At 74.9% G+C, this 21,529-nt stretch carries 3 protein-coding genes; all 3 read left to right on the plus strand.

Features of this window, described 5'->3' with window-relative positions:
- Nucleotides 1–8,538: type I polyketide synthase (locus ACFVXK_RS27000; RefSeq protein WP_389615976.1), on the plus strand; the 8,538-nt coding region annotated here is incomplete at its 5' end.
- A 379-nt stretch (nucleotides 8,539–8,917) separates the two neighbouring features.
- Complete coding sequence (locus ACFVXK_RS27005; RefSeq protein ID WP_389615979.1) at nucleotides 8,918–19,243, plus strand: type I polyketide synthase; 10,326 nt, start codon at nucleotides 8,918–8,920, stop codon at nucleotides 19,241–19,243.
- Nucleotides 19,244–19,292: 49 nt separating this feature from the next.
- The coding region (locus ACFVXK_RS27010; protein WP_389615982.1) for a type I polyketide synthase at nucleotides 19,293–21,529 on the plus strand (2,237 nt) is incomplete at its 3' end.

Raw genomic sequence — 21,529 nt, forward strand, 5'->3', positions numbered from 1 at the left:
GACGTCGAGCGCATGTCGCGTGGTGGCGTGCTGCCCATCCCGGTCGGCATGGGTCTGGGCCTGCTCGACGCGACCGTCGGCGGCCCCGAGCCGGCACTGGTGCCGGTCCGGTTGGACCTGGCCCGGATGCGGGCCCTGGCCGCTTCGGCGGGCGTCGCCCCGGTCCTGCGCGGCCTGGTTCCCGCCCCCGCACGGCGCACCGCCTCCGCGGCGGTGAACGGATCGTCCACACTGGTCGACCGGCTCCTGGCCCTGCCCGCGGAGGAGCGGTCCGGCGCGGTCCTGGAGCTCGTGCGGACGCACGCCGCGGCCGTGCTCGGCCACGGTTCCCCCGCCAAGGTGGGCACGGACCGGCCGTTCACGGAGCTCGGCTTCGACTCCCTGACCGCGGTCGAGCTGCGCAACCGGCTCAATACGGCCACCGGCCTGCGTCTGCCCGCCACGCTCGTCTTCGACTACCCGACCCCGTCGGCCCTGGCGGAGTACGTGCGCGGCGAGCTTCTCGGGGACGCGGACGAGCCGCTCGCGGCACAGGTGACCACTGCGCCGGCCGTCACCGGCGCGGACGAGCCGATCGCGATCGTCGGCATGAGCTGCCGCTACCCCGGCGGGGTCAGCAGCCCCGAGGACCTCTGGCGCCTCGTGGCCCAGGGCGGCGACGGCATCTCCCCCTTCCCCACCGACCGCGGCTGGGACCTCGACAAGGTCTACGACCCCGAAGGCGGACAGGGCGCGACCAGCTACACCCGCGAGGGCGGATTCCTCGACAACGTGGCCGACTTCGACGCCGCCTTCTTCGGGATCTCCCCCCGCGAGGCCCTCGCCATGGACCCCCAGCAGCGCCTGCTGCTGGAGACCTCCTGGGAGGCCATCGAGTACGCCGGAATCGATCCCACGACGCTGCGTGGCACCGCCACCGGCGTGTTCGCCGGCCTCATGTACCACGACTACGCCGGCTACGTCCTCGCCGGCGGCGACGCGGGCCTCGAAGGCTACGTGGGTACGGGCAACTCGGGCAGTGTGCTGTCCGGCCGCGTCTCGTACGCCCTGGGCCTGGAGGGCCCGGCGGTGACCGTGGACACGGCCTGCTCCTCGTCCCTGGTCGCCCTGCACTGGGCGGCGCAGGCGCTGCGGAGCGGCGAGTGCACGATGGCCCTCGCGGGCGGCGTCACCGTCATGGCGACCCCGTCCACCTTCGTCGAGTTCAGCAAGCAGCGCGGGCTCTCCTTCGACGGCCGCTGCAAGGCGTTCGCCGCGGCGGCCGACGGTACCGGCTGGGCCGAAGGCGTGGGCATGCTCGTGCTGGAGCGGCTGTCGGACGCCGAGCGCAACGGGCACCGCGTGCTGGCCGTCGTCCGGGGTACGGCCGTCAACCAGGACGGCGCCTCCAACGGCCTGACCGCCCCCAACGGCCCGTCCCAGCAGCGCGTCATCCGCGCAGCCCTGGCCAACGCCGGGCTGTCGGCCGCCGAGGTCGACGCCGTCGAGGCCCACGGCACGGGCACGAAGCTGGGCGACCCCATCGAGGCGCAGGCGCTGCTCGCCACGTACGGGCAGGAACGCGACGGCGACGAGCCGCTGTGGCTCGGCTCCCTGAAATCCAATGTCGGCCACACGCAGGCCGCGGCCGGCGTCGGCGGCGTGATCAAGATGGTGATGGCGATGCAGCACGGCATGTTGCCGAAGACCCTGCACGTGGACGAGCCCACCCCGCAGGTGGACTGGTCCGCCGGAGCGGTGGAACTGCTGACCGAGGCGCGCGAGTGGCCGCAGGGCGACCGCCCGCGGCGGGCCGGCGTGTCGTCCTTCGGTATCAGCGGCACCAACGCCCACGCGATCCTGGAGCAGGGCCCCGGCGCCGCCGGGCGCCCCGACCCGGACCCGGACGGAGCGGCGGTCCCGCTGCCCTGGGTGGTCTCGGCCAGGACGGAACCGGCGCTGAAGGCGCAGATCTCCGCCCTGCGCGACCACCTCGCCGAACGGCCCGCGGCCGTCGCGCTCGACGTCGCGTACTCGCTTCTCACGGGGCGCACGGCCTTCGAGCACCGGGCGGTCGTGCTGGGCGCCGACCGCGAGGAGCTGACCGAGGGGCTCCGCGCCCTGGCCGAAGGCCGCCCGGCACCGGGCACCGCCACCGGCCGCAGCGACGACGGCCGCACGGGTTTCCTGTTCACGGGTCAGGGCGCGCAGCGGGCCGGGATGGGGCGTGAGCTGTATGCGGCGTTCCCGGTGTTCGCTCGGGCGTTGGATGCGGTGTGTGCGGAGGTCGACCCGGTGCTGGGGCGGTCGCTGCGTGAGGTGATGTTCGCGGAGGACTCCGCTGAGCTGGACCGTACGGAGTTCACGCAGCCGGCGTTGTTCGCGATCGAGGTCGCGCTGTTCCGGCTGGTGGAGAGCTGGGGCCTGAGGCCCGGCTACCTCCTGGGCCACTCCATCGGCGAGATCGCGGCTGCGCATGTGGCGGGTGTGTTCTCGCTGGCCGATGCGGCCAGGCTGGTGGTGGCGCGTGGGCGTCTGATGCAGGCGTTGCCGTCCGGTGGTGCGATGGTGTCGGTGCGGGCCTCGGAGGTGGAGGTGGCCGAGTTGGTCGCCTCGTACGAGGACGTGAGCATCGCCGCCGTCAACGGGCCCTCTTCCGTGGTCGTGTCCGGGGCCGCCGAGTCCGTGACCGCCCTCGCGGGCGTGCTGGACGGGCGCGGCGTGAAGACCAAGCGGCTGACCGTCAGCCATGCGTTCCATTCGCCGTTGATGGACCCGATGCTGGACGAGTTCCGCACGGTCCTGGAAACGGTCGCGTTCGCCGCACCGCGGATCCCCGTGATCTCGAACCTCACGGGTGAGGTCGCTTCGGCTGAAGAACTCCGCTCGCCCGAGTACTGGGTGCGGCACGTCCGCGAGGCCGTCCGCTTCGCCGACGGCATGGCCGCTCTGCAGGCCCTCGGCGTGACCCGCTTCGTCGAGCTGGGCCCGGACGGCGTGCTGTCCGCCATGGGTGTCGAATGTGTCACCGCCGGCGCGGTCTTCGTGCCCGCGCTGCGCCGCGGCCGGCCGGAGCCCGAAGCGGTCAAGAGCATGGCCGCCAAGGCCTTGGCCCACGGTGCGGAGGCCGACTGGAAGACCTACTTCGCCGGGTCCGGCGCGCGGAACGTGCAGCTGCCGACGTACTCCTTCCAGCACCAGCGGTACTGGCCGCAGGCCAAGGCTCCCGCCGAGCCGGCCCGGGTCGAGGCCGATGCGGCGGACACGGAGTTCTGGGAGGCGGTGGAACGCCAGGACCTGGACACCCTCGCCGAGGCCCTGGACGTCGAGGACGGTTCACTGGGTGCTGTGCTGCCCGCGCTGTCTTCGTGGCGTAAGCGTCGGCGTGAGCAGTCGGTGGTGGATGGGTGGCGTTATCAGGTGGCGTGGAAGCCGCTGGGTGAGCCGAAGGCCGTGGAGCCGGCGGGTTCGTGGCTGGTGGTGGCCGATGAGGACGGTCCGCTGACGGAATGGGTCACCGGGACTCTGGCCGCCCGGACGTTGCTCGTGCCTTCCGGTGTGGGTCGTGTGGGGCTTGCGGAGCGGGTTGCCGGGCTGGCGGACGGTGTCACGGGTGTGGTGTCGTTGCGTGGCCTGGTCGGGATGCTGGAGCTGGTCCAGGCCCTGGGTGATGCCGGGGTCGAGGCGCCGCTGTGGTCCCTGACCCAGGGGGCCGTGTCGGTCGGTCGTTCGGACGCCTTGCGTGCGGAGGGTGTGGAGCAGTCCCTGGTGTGGGGTCTGGGCCGGGTGGTGGCGCTGGAGCATCCGGGGCGTTGGGGTGGTCTGGTCGATCTTCCCGAGGTGTTGGACGAGCGTGCTGCGGCCCGTGTGCGGGGGCTGTTGTCGGGTTCCTCGGACGAGGATCAGGTCGCCGTGCGTGCGGCCGGTGTCTACGGGCGTCGGCTGCGGCCCGCCGAGGCCTCGTCTTCGGATGCGGAGGGTTGGCGTCCGCGTGGGACCGTTCTCGTGACGGGTGGTACGGGTGCCCTGGGTGCGCACGTGGCCCGTTGGCTGGTGGCCGAGGGCGCGGAGCACGTCGTGCTGACCAGCCGTCGTGGCCTGGACGCCCCCGGTGCGAAGGAGCTCGCGGAGGAGCTCACCTCGGACGACGTCCGGGTGACGGTCGCGGCCTGCGATGTGGCCGATGCCGCCCAGGTGGGTGCGCTCGTCGAGGGTCTGGAGGCGGAGGGCCCGGTCCGTGGTGTCGTCCACGCTGCCGGTGTGCCCGGTGCCTCCGTCGCGCTCGACGCGCTCGACGCGGCCGAGCTGGCCGACGTCCAGGCCGCCAAGGTCCTCGGCGCGCGACACCTGGACGCCCTGTTCGACGAGCCCGACCGGGCCGCCGAGCTGGACGCGTTCGTCCTCTTCTCCTCGATCGCGGGCGTGTGGGGCGGCGCCGGCCAGGGCGCTTACGCCGCGGCCAACGCCGCGCTCGACGCACTCGTCCAGCGCCGGCGCGCCCAGGGCCTGGTGGCGGCTTCCGTCGCCTGGGGCCCCTGGGCCGACGGCGGCATGGCGGACGCCGGGACCGTCGAGCACCTCAGCCGACGCGGCCTGACCGCGATGGCGCCGGGCAGCGCGGTGGCCGTCCTGCGCGGGGCGGCGGCCGGTGCGGTCGCCGACCTGACGGTCGTCGACGCGGACTGGGCGCGGTTCGCCCGCCTGTTCGCCTCCCTGCGCCCGAGCCCGTTCTTCGCCGAACTGGTCGCCGCGGCCGCCCCCGCGCAGGACCGGGCGTCCGCGCCCGGCACGTACGCGGAGGAGGCCACCGAGGGCGCCGGGCTGCGGGAGCGGCTGGCCGCGCTCGGTGACGCCGAGCGGCGGCAGGCCGTCCGGGACCTCGTGCGCGACGCCGTCGCCACCGTGCTGGGCCTCGGCCCGGCCGACGAGGTGGAGGAGGACCGGGCCTTCCGCGACCTCGGCTTCACCTCGCTGAGCGCGGTGGAGCTGCGCGAGGCGCTGACCACCCTCACCGGGCTCGTCCTGCCCGTCACCCTGGTCTTCGACCACCCGACGCCCGGCCTGCTCGCCGAGCACGTCCGCGCCGAGCTGCTGGCCGGCCTCGAGGACGCCGGCACGGACGGGGGCCCGCGGGCGGCGGAGGTCGCCGTACGCGGCCCGGTCGACGAACCCGTCGCGATCGTCGGCATGGCCTGCCGGTTCCCGGGCGGGGTCACCGGCCCGGAAGACCTGTGGCGGCTGCTCGAATCGGGCCGTGACGGACTGTCGGAGTTCCCGGACGACCGCGGCTGGGAAGTCCTGGAGGAGCTGTACGACGTCGACGGCTCGGCCTCCTACACCCGCCGCGGCGGGTTCCTGGACGGCGTGGGCGAGTTCGACGCCGACTTCTTCGGGATCTCGCCCCGCGAGGCCCTCGCCATGGACCCCCAGCAGCGCCTCCTGCTGGAGACCTCCTGGGAGGCCGTCGAGCGGGCCGGCATCGACCCGGCGTCGCTGCGCGGCAGCCGCACCGGCGTCTTCGCCGGCACCAACGGGCAGGACTACACCAACCTGCTGCTGGGCGCCGGCACCCCCGGCGTCGAAGGCTTCCTCGCCACCGGCAGCGGCGCGAGCGTGATCTCCGGCCGCGTCTCGTACGCGCTGGGCTTGGAAGGCCCGGCGGTCACCGTCGACACGGCCTGCTCCTCGTCACTGGTGGCCCTGCACCTGGCGGCGCAGGCGCTGCGCGGCGGGGAATGCGACCTGGCCCTGGCCGGCGGCGCCACCGTGATGTCGACGCCGGGCGCGTTCATCGAGTTCGCCCGGCAGGGCGGGCTCGCCGCCGACGGCCGCTGCAAGGCGTTCTCCGCCGACGCCGACGGCACCGGCTGGTCCGAGGGCGCCGGCGTGCTCCTCGTCGAACGCCTCTCCGACGCCCGCCGCAACGGCCACCGCGTCCTCGCCGTGGTCCGCGGCTCCGCCGTCAACCAGGACGGCGCCTCCAACGGCCTCACCGCCCCCAACGGCCCCGCCCAGCAGCGCGTCATCCGCGAGGCGCTCGCCGGCGCCGGCCTGACCGCCGCCGACGTCGACGCCCTCGAGGCGCACGGCACGGGCACCGCGCTCGGCGACCCGATCGAGGCCCAGGCCCTCCTGGCCACCTACGGGCAGGAGCGCACCGACCGCGAGCCGCTGTGGCTGGGCTCGGTGAAGTCCTCCATCGGACACACCCAGGCGGCGGCCGGCGTGGCCGGCATCATCAAGATGGTCCTCGCCATGGAGCACGGCGCACTGCCGCGCACCCTGCACGCCGACGAGCCCTCGCCGCACGTCGACTGGGCCTCCGGCGCGGTCGCCCTGCTGACCGAGCAGCGGGCGTGGCCCGCGGGCGGCGGGCGGCCGCGCCGGGCCGGCGTCTCCTCGTTCGGCTTCAGCGGCACCAACGCGCACGTCATCCTCGAGGCGGCCGAAGCGACCGGGGCGGCCGACACCGCCGCGGCCCCCGCCGGCACCGGCACGCCCACGCCGGCGGACGCCGCTGCCCCCACCCTGTGGGTGCTGTCCGGCCGCACCGGGCGGGCGCTGTCCGCTCAGGCGGCCGCCCTGCGCACGCAGCTCACCGAGCGGCCCGCGCCCGTCCGGGACGTGGCGCACGCGCTGGCCACCACCCGGACCGCCTTCGAACACCGTGCGGTGGTCCTCGCGGAGGACCACTCCGCCGCGCTGGACGCCCTGGCGGCACTCGCCGCCGGCGAACCGGCCCCCGGACTGGTCCGCGGCACCGCGACCACCGGCCGGACCGCGTTCCTCTTCGCCGGGCAGGGCGCGCAGCGGGCCGGCATGGGCCGGGACCTGTACACCGCGTTCCCCGTCTTCGCGGCGGCCCTCGACGCGGTGTGCCTGCACCTGGACCCGTACCTGGAACGGCCGCTGCGCGAGGTGATGTTCGCGGACGACGCCACCGAGCTGAACCGCACCGGGTTCACCCAGCCCGCCCTGTTCGCCTTCGAAGTGGCCCTGTACCGGCTCGTGGAGAGCTGGGGCGTGCTGCCCGACCACCTCCTCGGCCACTCCGTCGGCGAGATCGCCGCCGCGCACGTCGCCGGGGTGTTCTCCCTGGCGGACGCGGCCCGGCTGGTCGCCGCCCGCGGCCGGCTGATGCAGGCGCTCCCCGAGGGCGGCGTGATGGTGTCGGTGCGCGCCGCCGAGGCCGAGGTCGCCGAACTGCTCCCGGACCACGGCGACGTGGGCATCGCGGCCGTCAACGGCCCGCGCTCCACCGTGCTCTCCGGCTCCGGGCCGGCCGTCGCGCGGATCGTCGCCGAGCTCGAGGGGCGCGGGGTGAAGACCAGGCGGCTGACCGTCTCCCACGCCTTCCACTCGCCGCTGATGGACCCGATGCTGGCGGACTTCCGCAAGGTCGCCGAGTCGGTGGCGTACGCGGCGCCGCGCATCCCGGTCGTCTCCGACGTCACCGGCCGGGTCGCCTCCGCCGCCGACCTGTGCGCCCCCGACTACTGGGTGCGGCACGTGCGCGAGGCGGTCCGCTTCGCCGACGGCATGGGCACCCTGCGGGCGCAGGGCGCCACCCGCTTCCTGGAGATCGGCTCCGACGCCGTCCTGTCGGCGATGGGCGCCGAATGCGTGCCCGACGGCGCCTTCGTCGCCGCGCAGCGCGCCGACCGCGACGGCGCCGGGGCCGTGGTCTCCGCCCTCGCCCAGCTGTACGCGGCCGGGGCGCGGATCGACTGGACCGCGCACTTCGCCGGGGCGGCCGCCGCCCCGACCGGACTGCCGACGTACGCGTTCCAGCGCGAGCGCTACTGGCCGGAGGCGACGCGGCAGCCCGCCGGCCGGGCCGTGGGCGCCCGGTTCTGGGAGGCGGTCGAGGACGCCGTCGACGACGGGGACCTGACGTCGCTGACCCGCAGCCTGGCCGTCGACGTCGACCTGCCGCTGCGCGAGGTGCTGCCGCAGCTGCTGTCCTGGCAGCAGCGGGTGCGCCAGTCGGTCAGCGACTACGAGCAGGTCGACGAGGGGGCCGCCGCGCAGCTGCGCGCCCGCCTCGCCGCGGAGGGCCCCGTCGGACAGGACGCCGTCCTGCTCGAACTGCTCGGCCGGCACGCCGCCGAGGTCCTCGGCCGGGCGGAGCCCGCGGCGCTCGACCCGGAGCGGCCGTTCCTGGAGATCGGGTTCACCTCGCTGTCGGCCGTGGAACTGCGCAACCGGCTCACCCGGGAGACCGGCACCAGACTGCCCGCCGGCCTGGTCTTCGACCACCCGACCCCGGCCGCCGTCGTCCAGCTGCTGAAGTCCGAGTTGCTGGGCGCCGACGCCGACGGGCCGGCCCTGCTGGACGACCTGGACGCCCTGGAGGCCGCCCTCGACGGCGCCGCCCCCGACCAGCTCACGCGCAGCAAGGTGCGGATGCGGCTCCAGGGCATGCTGGCCAAGTGGTCCGACGGGCCCGAGCAGCAGCGCGACGCCGCCGCGGAGGCGGACGTGATGGTGGACTCCCTGGAATCGGCGAGCGACGACGACCTCTTCGCGTTCATCAAGGGTCTGGGGCGCGTCGGCTGATCCGGCCGGACCGCGAGGCGGACACGGTGCGGGGCGCCGGGAATTCAATTCCCGGCGCCCCGCGCCTTTTTTTGTTTTGTCTTCCGTTCCCCGTCCGGCTCCGGAAGGCGTCGGCTCCGCCGTACTCTTGCGCCGCACTTGCGGCGTGCTACCGCCGCCCTTCCCATGCTCGAACGAACCCCGCGAAAAGGCCGTCCAGAGGGGTTTCAAGCGGGGTTCAAGGGGGCCTGTTAGGGGTTGTCGGGCCGCTTCGGCGAACCGTAAATTTGCCGCACAGGCTGCGCCAATAGGGTCGACGACAGAACTGGAATGCGTCGCGAATATCGGGCAGCTTTTCCATTAATTGAGCTGGCTGGTCGTTTCCCAGGGGTGGTACTGGATGGCGAACGAAGAAACTCTTCGGGATTACCTCAAGTGGGTCACGGCCGATCTGGCCAAGACCAAGCAGAGGGTGAAGGATCTCGAATCGGCGCAGCAGGAGCCCATCGCCGTCGTCGGCATGGGCTGCCGGTTCGCCGGCGGCGTCGAGAGCCCCGAGGACCTCTGGCGCCTGGTGGCCGACGGCACCGACGCCATCTCCGGCTTCCCCCGTACGCGCGGCTGGGACCTGGAGCGGCTCCTCGGCACCGACGGCTCCGCCGCCGGCACCTCCGCCACCCGCGAGGGCGGATTCCTCCACGACGCCGGCGAGTTCGACGCCGCCTTCTTCGGGATCTCCCCGCGCGAGGCCCTCGCCATGGACCCCCAGCAGCGCCTCCTCCTGGAAACCTCCTGGGAGGCCGTCGAACGCGCCGGCATCGACCCCGCCTCGCTGCGCGGCACCGCCACGGGCGTCTTCGTCGGAACCACCAGCCAGGACTACGCGACCCTGCTCCAGCAGGCGCCGCCCGAGACCGCCGGCTACTTCCTGACCGGCACCGCCGCCAGCGTCGTCTCCGGCCGCATCGCCTACGCGCTCGGCCTCGAAGGCCCCGCCGTCTCCGTCGACACGGCCTGCTCTACCTCCCTCGTCGGCATGCACCTCGCCGTCCGCGCCCTGCGGGCCGGCGAGTGCGAACTCGCCCTCGCCGGCGGCGCCACCGTGATGTCCACCCCCGCCGCCTTCCTCGGCTTCAGCCAGCAGGGCGGCCTGGCAGCCGACGGCCGAGTGAAGGCGTTCTCCGGCGCCGCCGACGGCACCGCCTGGGGCGAAGGCGTCGGCGTGGTCGTCCTGGAGCGCCTCTCCGACGCGCGCCGCAACGGCCACCCGGTCCTCGCCGTGGTCCGCGGCTCGGCCGTCAACCAGGACGGTGCCTCCAACGGCCTGACCGCCCCCAACGGTCCCTCCCAGCAGCGCGTCATCCTCCAGGCGCTGACCAGCGCCGGACTCACCCCCGCCGACGTGGACGCGGTCGAGGCGCACGGCACCGGAACCACCCTCGGCGACCCGATCGAGGCCGACGCGCTCCTCGCCACCTACGGCCAGGGCCGCCCGGACGACCGGCCGCTCCACCTCGGCTCGCTGAAGTCCAACATCGGCCACACGCAGGCCGCCGCCGGCGTCGGCGGCGTCATCAAGATCGTCCAGGCGCTGCGGCACGGCACGCTGCCCAAGACCCTCCACGCGGACGAGCCGACCCCGCACGTCGACTGGACCGCCGGCGCGGTCCGGCTGCTGACCGAAGCCCGCGACTGGCCCGCCGGGGACCGCCCGCGCCGCGCCGGCGTCTCCTCGTTCGGCATGAGCGGCACCAACGCCCACCTCATCCTCGAGGAGGCCCCGCCCGCCGAATCCGCCCCGCCCGCCGAATCCGCCGAGCCCGCCGAGCCCGTCGCTTCCGTCGCTTCCGGGCAGGACGCGGGCACCGCCCCACCGCACCCCGCGGTGCCCGGTAGCCTCCTGCCCTGGATCGTCTCCGGCCGCACCGAGGACGCCCTGCGCGCCCAGGCCGACCGCCTCGCCCGCGCCTTCGCCGACACCGGGACCGCCCCCGCCGCCACCGACATCGGCCACGCCCTGGCCACCACGCGCACCGCGTTCACGCACCGGGCCGTCGTCCTCGGCCCCGACCACGTCGCCGGGCTGGCGGCCGTGGCCGACGACACCTCACGGTCCGGCGTGGTCAGCGGCACGGTCCGCACCGGCCGGACGGGTTTCCTGTTCACCGGGCAGGGTGCGCAGCGAGCCGGGATGGGGCGTGAGCTGTATGCGGCGTTCCCGGTGTTCGCCGAGGCGCTGGACGCCGTGTGCGCGGAGATCGACCCGGAGCTGGGCCGTTCGCTGCGTGAGGTGATGTTCGCGGAGGACTCCGCCGAGCTGGACCGCACCGAGTTCACCCAGCCCGCGCTGTTCGCGATCGAGGTCGCGCTGTTCCGGCTCGTGGAGAGCTGGGGCCTGAAGCCGGACCACCTCCTCGGCCACTCCATCGGCGAGATCGCCGCCGCGCACGTGGCGGACGTCTTCTCCCTGGCGGACGCGGCCCGCCTGGTCGTCGCGCGCGGCCGGCTGATGCAGGCGCTGCCCGCCGGCGGCGCGATGGTGTCGGTGCGGGCGACCGAGGCGGAGGTGGCCGAGCTGGTCGCCTCGTACGAGGACGTGAGCGTCGGCGCCGTCAACGGGCCGCGGTCCGTGGTGGTCTCGGGTGCGGCCGAGTCCGTGACCGCCATCGCGGACGTGCTGGCCGAGCGCGGCGTGAAGACCAAGCGGCTGACCGTCAGCCACGCCTCCCACTCGCCGCTGATGGACCCGATGCTGGACGAGTTCCGCACGGTCCTGGACTCCGTCGCGTTCACCCCGCCGACCCTCTCCGTGATCTCGAACCTCACGGGTGGCGTGGCTTCCGCGGAGGAGCTCTGCTCGCCCGAGTACTGGGTGCGGCACGTCCGCGACGCCGTGCGCTTCGCCGACGGCGTCACCGCCCTGCACGCGCAGGGGGTGACCCGCTTCGTGGAGCTGGGCCCGGACGGCGTGCTGTCCGCGATGGCCGCCGACTGCGTCGAGGACGGCGTCTTCGTGCCGGTGCTGCGCAAGGGCCGGGACGAGGCCGAGTCGGCCGTGACGGCCGCCGCCCAGGCGTACGTCCACGGCGCACCGGTGGAGTGGGCGGCGTTCTTCGCCGGGTCCGGCGCCCGGAACGTGGACCTGCCGACGTACGCCTTCCAGCACCAGGAGTTCTGGCTGAAGCCGTCCGAGGACTCGCCGTCCCCGGCCCCGACCGCCGAAGCCGACGCCGCCGACACGGAGTTCTGGGCGGCGGTGGAGCGTGAGGACCTGGGCGCTCTGGCCGAGGCCCTGGACGTCGAGGACGGTTCGCTGGGTGCTGTGCTGCCGGCGTTGTCTTCGTGGCGTAAGCGTCGGCGTGAGCAGTCGGTGGTGGATGGGTGGCGTTATCAGGTGGCGTGGAAGCCGCTGGGTGAGCCGAAGGCCGTGGAGCCGGCGGGTTCGTGGCTGGTGGTGGCCGATGAGGACGGTCCGCTGGCGGAATGGGTCGCCGGGACTCTGGCCGCCCGGACGTTGCTCGTGCCTTCTGGTGAGGGTCGTGTGGGGCTTGCGGAGCGGGTTGCCGGGCTGGCGGACGGTGTCACGGGTGTGGTGTCGTTGCGTGGCCTGGTCGGGATGCTGGAGCTGGTCCAGGCTCTGGGTGACGCGGAGGTCGAGGCGCCGCTGTGGGCTCTGACCCAGGGGGCCGTGTCGATCGGCCGTTCGGACGCCCTGCGTGCGGAGGGTGTGGAGCAGTCCCTGGTGTGGGGTCTGGGCCGGGTGGTGGCGCTGGAGCATCCGGGGCGTTGGGGTGGTCTGGTCGACCTTCCCGAGGTGCTGGACGAGCGTGCTGCGGCCCGTGTGCGGGGGCTGTTGTCGGGTTCCTCGGACGAGGATCAGGTCGCGGTGCGTGCGGCGGGTGTCTATGGGCGTCGGCTGCGGCCTGCCGAGGCGTCCTCCGCCGATGCGGAGGGTTGGCGTCCGCGTGGGACGGTGCTGGTGACGGGTGGTACGGGTGCGCTGGGTGCGCATGTGGCCCGTTGGCTGGTGGCCGAGGGTGCCTCGCATGTGGTGCTGACGAGCCGTCGTGGCCTGGACGCCCCCGGTGCGAGGGAGCTGGTGGAGGAACTGGCCTCGGACGCGGTCCGGGTGAGCGTGGTCGCTTGTGATGTGGCTGACGCGGCTCAGGTGCGTGCGCTCGTGGAGGGTCTGGAGGTGGACGGTCCGGTCCGTGGTGTCGTCCACGCCGCCGGTGTGGAGCAGTTGAACGCGTTGATGGCGGGTTCGGCTCAGGAGTACGAGGGTGTTCTCGCGGCGAAGGTGGAGGGTGCCCGGCATCTTGACGCGCTGTTCAGTGAGCCTGACCGGGCTGCCGAGCTGGACGCGTTCGTGCTGTTCTCGTCGATCTCCGCGGTGTGGGGTTCGGGCGGTCAGGGTGCGTATGCGGCGGCGAATACCTATCTGGACGCCCTTGCCCAGTGGCGGCGGGCGCGCGGCCAGGTCGCGACCTCCGTCGCCTGGGGACCCTGGGGCGGCGGTGGCATGTCCGTACGGGACGGTGCGCAGGAGGCCCTCGAGAGGCGCGGCCTGCCCGTGATGGACCCGGCCCTGACGGTCGCCGCCCTGCGGCGCGCGGTCGGCCGGGACGAGGCCACCACCACCGTGTGCGACGTGCGCTGGGAGCTTTTCGAGCCGGTGTTCACCGTGACCAGGCCCAGCCCGCTCCTCGGCGAACTGCCCGCCGTACGGGCCCTGGCCGAGGAGGCGGCCGCGCACGACACTGTCGGCGCGGGGGCCGCCTCCGGGGCCGGCGACGGCCTGCGGGCCCGGCTCGCGGGGCTGTCCGCGGCCGACCGGCGCCGCCACGTGCTGGAACTCGTACGGGCCGAGGCGGCCTTCGTGCTCGGCCACCCCGACGCCTCGGGGATCACCGGGACCACCCCGTTCCGGGAGCTCGGCTTCGACTCGCTGACCACCATCGACCTGCGCAACCGGCTCGCGACCGCGACCGGACTGCGCTTCCCCACCACCCTCGTCTTCGACTACCCGACCGCCGGGGAGATCGCCGACCACGTCCTCGACGGGCTCGGCGACGACGGACCGGCGGCCCCCGCCGACGCGTCCGCCGCCGCGGAGCGCGCCCCGCGCACCGTCGACGAGCCCATCGCGATCGTCGGCATGAGCTGCCGGTTCCCCGGCGGCGTCACCTCCCCCGAGGAGCTGTGGCGGCTCGTCGCCGACGGCGTGGACGCCGTCGGCCCCTTCCCCCGCGACCGGGGATGGAACGTGGACGCGACCGACGGCGGCCCGCTGCGGGAGGGCGACCACACGCTGGACGCCGGTTACCTCGACGGCGCGGGCCGCTTCGACCCCGGCTTCTTCGGGATCTCGCCCCGCGAGGCCCTCGCCATGGACCCCCAGCAGCGCCTCCTCCTCGAAGCCTCCTGGGAGGCCGTCGAGCGCGCCGCGACCGACCCGGGGAGCCTGCGCGGTACCCGCACGGGCGTGTTCGTCGGCGCCTCCTACCAGGGATACGCCTCCGACGTGCGGGAACTGCCCGACGAGGTGGCCGGATACCTGCTGACGGGCACCCAGACCGCCGTGATGTCCGGCCGCATCGCCTACGCACTCGGCCTGGAGGGCCCGGCGGTCACCGTCGACACGGCCTGCTCCTCCTCCCTCGTGGCGCTGCACCTCGCCGTGCAGGCCCTGCGCAACGACGAATGCGACCGGGCGCTGGCCGGCGGCGTGTCCGTCAACGTGACGCCCGCCGTCTTCGCCGAGTTCGCCCGCCAGGGCGGCCTGTCCGGCGACGGCCGCTGCAAGGCCTTCTCCGCCGACGCCGACGGCACGGGCTGGTCCGAGGGCGTCGGCATGCTCCTCGTGGAGCGGCTCTCCGACGCCGAACGCGCCGGGCACCGCGTCCTCGCCGTCATCCGCGGCTCCGCGATCAACCAGGACGGTGCGAGCAACGGCCTCACCGCCCCCAACGGCCCCGCCCAGCAGCGCGTCATCCGCGCCGCCCTCGCCGGGGCCGGGCTGACGCCCGCCGACGTCGACGCCGTCGAGGCGCACGGCACCGGCACCGTGCTCGGCGACCCGATCGAGGCGCAGGCCCTCCTGGCCACCTACGGGCAGGAGCGGTCCGGAGCCGAACCGCTGTGGCTCGGCTCCGTCAAGTCCAACATCGGCCACCCGGCCGCCGCCGCCGGTGTCGCCGGCGTCATCAAGACCGTGATGGCCCTGCGGCACGCGCAGCTCCCCCCCACCCTCCACGCCGACGCCCGCTCGCCGCACGTCGACTGGGCCTCCGGCGCGGTGGACCTGCTCACCGAGGGCCGGGCGTGGCCCGAGACCGGCCGCGCCCGCCGGGCCGGCGTGTCCTCGTTCGGCGTCAGCGGCACCAACGCCCACGTCATCCTGGAACAGGCCCCCACCGCCCCCGACACCGCCACCACCCCCGACACCGCCACCACCCCCGACACCGCCACCGGCCACCGCGTCCCCGCCGAGGACCGGTTCCTGCCCTGGGTCGTCTCCGGCCGCACCGAGGCCGCCCTGCGCGCCCAGGCCGACCGCCTGCACACGTACGCGGCGACCGCGACCGGCACCGGCGGCACGCTCCCCGACCCCCTCGACGTCGCGCACTCGCTGACGGCCACCCGCGCCGCCCTCGAACACCGCGCCGTCGTCCTCGCCGACGACCGCGACGGCCTCCTCGCCGGACTGCGGGCCCTCGCCGACGGCCAGGCCGACCCCCGCGTCCTGCGCGGCACCGTCGTCGAAGGCAGCCGCGGCGCGGCGGGCCGCACCGCGTTCCTGTTCACCGGTCAGGGCGCCCAGCGCAGCGGCACCGGCCGCGAGCTGTACGCCCGCCACCCCGCCTACAGGGACGCGTTCGACGAGGTGTGCGCCCACCTCGACCCGCACCTGGAGCGCCCGCTGCGCGAGGTGATCTTCGCCCCCGAGGACACCGCCGAGGCGGCGCTCCTGCACCGTACCGACTTCGCGCAGGCGGCCCTGTTCGCCGTCGAGGTCGCCCTGTTCCGCCTCGTCGAGCACTGGGGCATCACCCCCGACCGGCTGCTCGGCCACTCCATCGGCGAGATCGCCGCCGCGCACGCCGCCGGGGTGTTCACCCTCGAGGACGCGGCCCGGCTCGTCGCCGCACGCGGCCGGCTCATGGCCGCGCTGCCCGCCGGCGGCGCCATGGTCTCCGTGGAGGCCTCCGAGGACGAGGTGCTGCCGCTGCTCGCCGCCCACGACCAGGTGGCCGTCGCCGCCGTCAACGGCCCCCGCACCGTGGTGGTCTCCGGCGCAGAGGAGCAGGTCGACGCCGTCGCGGGTGCCCTCGCCGAACGCGGCGTGCGGACCAAGCGGCTCACCGTCAGCCACGCCTTCCATTCCCCGCTCATGGAGCCGGTCCTCGCCGACTTCCGCAAGGAGGCCGAACGGGTCGCCTACGCGCAGCCGCGCATCCCCCTCGTCTCCAACCTCACCGGCCTCACCGCCGACCCCGACGAGATCACCACCGCCGACTACTGGGTGCGCCACCTGCGCCACGCCGTACGCTTCGCCGACGGCGTGCGCACCCTCCACGAGGAGGGCGTCACCCGCTTCCTCGAACTCGGCCCGCAGGGCGTCCTGTGCGCCATGGGCCGCACCTGCCTGCCCGACACGGCCCTCGACGGCCCGGCCACCGGCGCCGACGAGGCGCTGTTCGTGCCGCTGCTGCGCCGCGACCGGCCCGAGGAGCACAGCGCGGTGACCGCGCTGGCCCACCTCCACCTGACCGGCGGCGACCCGCACTGGCCGGCCCTGTTCTCCGGAACCGGAGCCCGGACCGTCGACCTGCCCACGTACGCCTTCCAGCACCAGCACTACTGGCTGCACGGCACCCCCGGCACCGCCGACGTCACCACCGCCGGCCTGCGGCGCGTCACCCACCCGCTGCTCGGGGCCGCCGTGGCCTCCGCGCACACCGACGAACTGCTGTTCACCGGCCGGCTCTCGCTCGCCCTGCAGCCCTGGCTCGCCGACCACGCCGTCGCCGGCACCGCCCTGCTGCCCGGCACCGCCTTCGTCGACCTCGCCGTCACCGCCGGCGACGAGACGGGCTGCGGCCACCTGGAGGAACTCACCATCGAGGCGCCGCTGACGCTCGTCGAGGGCGCCGCCCGCGACCTGCGGCTGTGGGTCGCCCCCGCCGACGACACCGGCCGGCGCACCGTCACCGTCCACTCCCGGCCGGCCGACGCGGCCGACGACACGCCCTGGACCCGGCACGCCGGCGGCGTCCTCGCCCCCGACGCACCGGCCCCGCGCCCCGACGACGCACTCGCCGCCTGGCCGCCCGCCGACGCCTCCCCGGTCCCCGTCGACGGCCTCTACGACCACCTCGACACCATCGGCTACGGCTACGGCCCCGTCTTCCAGGGGCTGCGCGCAGCCTGGCGCGGACCCGACGCCGTCTACGCGGAGGTCGCCCTGCCCCAGGAGGCGGCGGGCGACGCGGGCCGGTTCGGCCTGCACCCCGCCGTACTCGACGCGGCCCTGCACGCCATGGGCCTGTCCGCCCCCGGCACCCTCGGCGACACCGCCGGCGACTGGGGCACCGGCTCCGGGCCCCGCCTGCCGTTCGCCTGGACCGGCGTCACCCTGCACGCCTCCGGCGCCCCCGCCGTCCGCGTCCGCATCCGCCGCACCGGCTCCGACGGGGTCACGCTCACCCTCGCCGACGGCACCGGAGCACCCGTCGCCACCGTCGACTCCCTCGTGCTGCGGCCCGTCGCCCGCGAACAGCTGGCGACCGGAGCGGCCGGCGACGACCGGCTGTTCACCGTCGACTGGACGGACGTCACCACCCCCGACGGCCCCGGGATCCAAGGGGACTGGGCCGTCCTCGGCGACCATGCGGACGACGTCCTCGACGCACTGCGCACGGCCGGCGCCACCGCCGCCGTCCACCGCGACGGGCAGGTACCCGCCGTCCTCGTCGCCGACTGCCGCACCACGGCGCCCGCCCCGGACACCGACGTCCCGCAGGCCGTCCGCGACATCACCGGCCGCGTCCTGGACCTGCTCCAGCGCACCCTCGCCGACGACGCCCTCGCCGGCACCCCCCTGGTGGTGCTGACCCGCGGCGCCGTCTCCACCCGCGCCGCCGAACCGGTCCACGACCTGCCCGGGGCCGCCCTCTGGGGCCTCGTGCGCTCCGCGCAGTCCGAGAACCCCGGCCGGATCGTCCTCGTCGACACCGACGACGACGCCCGCTCCCTGGCTGCGCTGCCCGTCGCGCTCACCGCCGGCGAACCCCAGCTCGCCCTCCGCGAAGGCCGCCCGGCCGCACCCCGCCTGGTCCGCCTCGCACCCGCCGAAGGCCCCGGCGGCGACCCCGCCGACGGCCCGCACCACGACCCCGACAGGACGGTGCTCCTCACCGGCGGCACCGGCGAACTCGGCCGGCTCGTCGCCCGCCACCTCGTCACCGAGCACGGCGTGCGCCACCTGCTGCTCGCCGGCCGGCGCGGCCCCGCCGCCGACGGCGTCGACGCACTCGTCGCCGAACTCGAAGCGGCGGGGGCCCGTACCACCGTCGTCGCCTGCGACGTCTCCGTACGCGACGACGTGCGCGCCCTGCTCGCGGCCGTGCCCGCCGACCACCCCCTCGGCGCGGTGGTGCACCTCGCCGGCACCGTCGACGACGGCGTCCTGCCCTCCCTCACCCCCGAACGGCTGGACCGCGTACTGCGGCCCAAGGCCGACGCGGCCTGGCACCTGCACGAGCTCACCGCCGGCCTCGACCTGACGGCCTTCACCCTGTTCTCCTCCGCCGCCGGCACCTTCGGCGGCCCCGGCCAGGCCAACTACTCCGCCGCCAACTCCTTCCTCGACGCCCTCGCCCAGCACCGCCGCACCACGGGCCTGCCCGCACTGTCGCTGGCCTGGGGACCGTGGGCCGAAGGCGGCATGATCGGCCGGCTCGACGAGAACGACGTACGCCGCTTCGCCCGCTCCGGCATGACCCCCCTCCAGGCCGGACAGGGCCTCGCCCTGTTCGACCGGGCGGGCGCCGCCGGCCGGGCCGTGGCCGTACCCATCGGCCTCGACCCCGGCGCGGCCGCCGGACGGACCGGGGAGGTGCCGCCCCTGCTGCGCGCCCTCGTCCGGCGCCCCCAGCGGCCCTCGGCCGCACGGCAGACCCCCACCGCGGACAACGCGGCCTCGCTGCGCCGACGGCTGCTCGACACCCCCGCAGCCGAACGGGACACCATCCTGCTGGACCTGATCCGCAGTCAGGCGGCGGCCATCCTCGGCCACGCGTCCCCCCACGACGTCGACGTCAGCCGCGGCTTCCTCGACATCGGCTTCGACTCGCTGACCGCCGTCGAACTGCGCACCCTCCTCAACGCGGCCACCGGCCTGCGCCTGCCGGCCACCCTCGTCTTCGACCATCCCACCCCCGAAGCGCTCGCCGCCCACATCCGCGGCGAACTGCTCCAGGAGGAGGAGGTCACCGCACTCGGCCTGCTCGGCGAGCTCGACCGGCTGGAGAAGGCCCTGGCACAGGTGCCCGCCGACGACGAGGACCGCGCGAAGGTCACCCAGCGGCTGCGCGAGCTCCAGAGCGCCTGGACCGACGTCCGGTCCACCGCCGGCGGCGCCCCCGCCGACGAGATCGAGATCGGATCGGCGACCGCCGACGACCTCTTCGACCTGCTCGACGACGAACTCGGCCTGTCCTGACCCGGCCGGCCACCCGGTGCGGTCCCGGCGACGGGACCGCACCGCCCCCATGACCCCACCGGCCCCCCGACGGGGCCCCGGCCGCCCCCATCCGGGGCGGCACCGCAGGCTTGGACCGGCTCCGGCCGGCTTGAACAGGAGTGACGTGATGGCGGACGCGGACGAGGCAAAGCTCCTCGAATACCTCAAGCGGGCGACCACCAACCTGCGCGATGTCCGACGGACTCTGCGCGAGGTACAGGACAAGGAACGCGAGCCCATCGCGATCGTCGGCATGAGCTGCCGCTACCCCGGCGGGGTCACCGACCCCGACGGCCTGTGGCAGCTGGTCGCCGAAGGCGGCGACGGCATCTCCCCCTTCCCCACCGACCGGGGCTGGGACGCCGGAGTCCTCCACGCGGAGGACCCCCAGCGCCCCGGATCCACCTACGTCCGCGAGGGCGGCTTCGTCGACGGAGCCGCCGACTTCGACCCCGGCTTCTTCGGGATCTCCCCGCGCGAGGCCCTCGCCATGGACCCCCAGCAGCGCCTGCTGCTGGAGGCCTCCTGGGAGGCCGTCGAACACGCCGGCATCACCCCGGCGTCCCTGCGCGGCACCCGCACCGGCGTCTTCGCCGGCCTGATGTACCACGACTACCTGATGCTCCTGCACGCCTCCCCGCAGGACGTCGAGGGCTACCTCGGCACCGGCAACTCCGGCAGCGTCGTCTCCGGCCGCGTCGCCTACACCCTGGGTCTGGAAGGCCCGGCCGTCACCGTCGACACCGCCTGCTCCTCCTCCCTCGTCGCCCTCCACCTCGCCGTGCAGTCGCTGCGCAAGGGGGAGTGCTCGCTCGCCCTCGTCGGCGGCGTCACCGTCATGGCCACCCCCGGCACCTTCGTCGACATGGGCCGCCAGCGCGGCCTCGCCTTCGACGGCCGCTGCAAGTCCTTCGCGGGCGCCGCCGACGGGACGGGCTGGTCCGAGGGCGTCGGCATGCTCCTCGTCGAGCGGCTCTCCGACGCCGAACGCAACGGCCACCGCATCCTCGCCGTCGTCCGCGGCTCCGCCGTCAACCAGGACGGCGCCAGCAGCGGCCTCACCGCGCCCAGCGGCCCGTCCCAGCAGAACGTCATCCGCCAGGCCCTCGCCGACGCACGCCTGTCCTCCGACGAGATCGACGCGGTCGAGGCGCACGGCACCGGCACGACCCTCGGCGACCCGATCGAGGCGCAGGCGCTGCTGGCCACGTACGGGCAGGAGCGCGAAGGCGACGAGCCGCTGTGGCTCGGCTCGCTGAAGTCGAACATCGGCCACACGCAGGCCGCCGCCGGCGTGGGCGGCGTCATCAAGATGGTGCAGGCGATGCGCCACGGCGTCCTGCCGCGCACCCTGCACGTCGACGAGCCCACCCCCCAGGTCGACTGGTCGGCCGGCGGCGTGGAACTGCTCACGGAGGCACGGGACTGGCCCGAGACCGGGCACGCGCGCCGCGCCGGCGTCTCCTCGTTCGGCATCAGCGGCACCAACGCCCACGTCATCCTCGAGCAGGCCCCCGAGCCGGCCGAGCCCGCCGTGGAGCCCGAGCCCGCCCCCGCCGTCACGCTGCCGGTGGTGCCGTGGGCGCTGTCCGGCCGCACCCCCGAGGCCCTGGCCGCCCAGGCCGGCCGCCTCGCGGCCTTCACCGCCGCCCGTGGCGCCGACACGGCCGCTCTGGACGTCGCCCACGCCCTCGGCGTGACGCGTACGGCTTTCGAGCACCGGGCGGTCGTGCTCGGCCCGGACCACCGCGGGGCGCTGGAGGCGCTCGCGCGGGGTGAGGCAGCCGAGGGTGTCGTGCAGGGCGTGGTTTCGCCCGGCAAGACGGGCTTCCTGTTCACGGGGCAGGGTGCGCAGCGGGCCGGGATGGGGCGTGAGCTGTATGAGGCGTTCCCGGTGTTTGCTCAGGCACTGGACGCCGTGTTGGCCGAGATCGACCCGGTGCTGGGGCGGTCGCTGCGTGAGGTGATGTTCGCGGAGGATTCCGCGGAGCTGGACCGTACGGAGTTCACGCAGCCGGCGTTGTTCGCGATCGAGGTCGCGCTGTTCCGGCTGGTGGAGAGCTGGGGCCTGCGCCCGGACTACCTCCTGGGCCACTCGATTGGTGAGATCGCCGCCGCGCATGTGGCCGGGGTGTTCTCGCTCGCGGACGCGGCCAGGCTGGTGGTGGCCCGTGGTCGCCTGATGCAGGCGCTGCCGGAGGGCGGCGCGATGGTGTCGGTGCGGGCCTCGGAGGCGGAGGTGGCCGAGTTGGTCGCCTCGTACGA

The sequence above is a fragment of the Streptomyces sp. NPDC058157 genome (genome assembly GCF_042884105.1).
GTDB lineage: Bacteria > Actinomycetota > Actinomycetes > Streptomycetales > Streptomycetaceae > Streptomyces.

Coding starts and splice junctions, on each gene's coding strand:
- ACFVXK_RS27005 (WP_389615979.1), top strand. CDS start 8,918: ATGGCGAACGAAGAAACTCTTCGGGATTACCTCAAGTGGGTCACGGCC.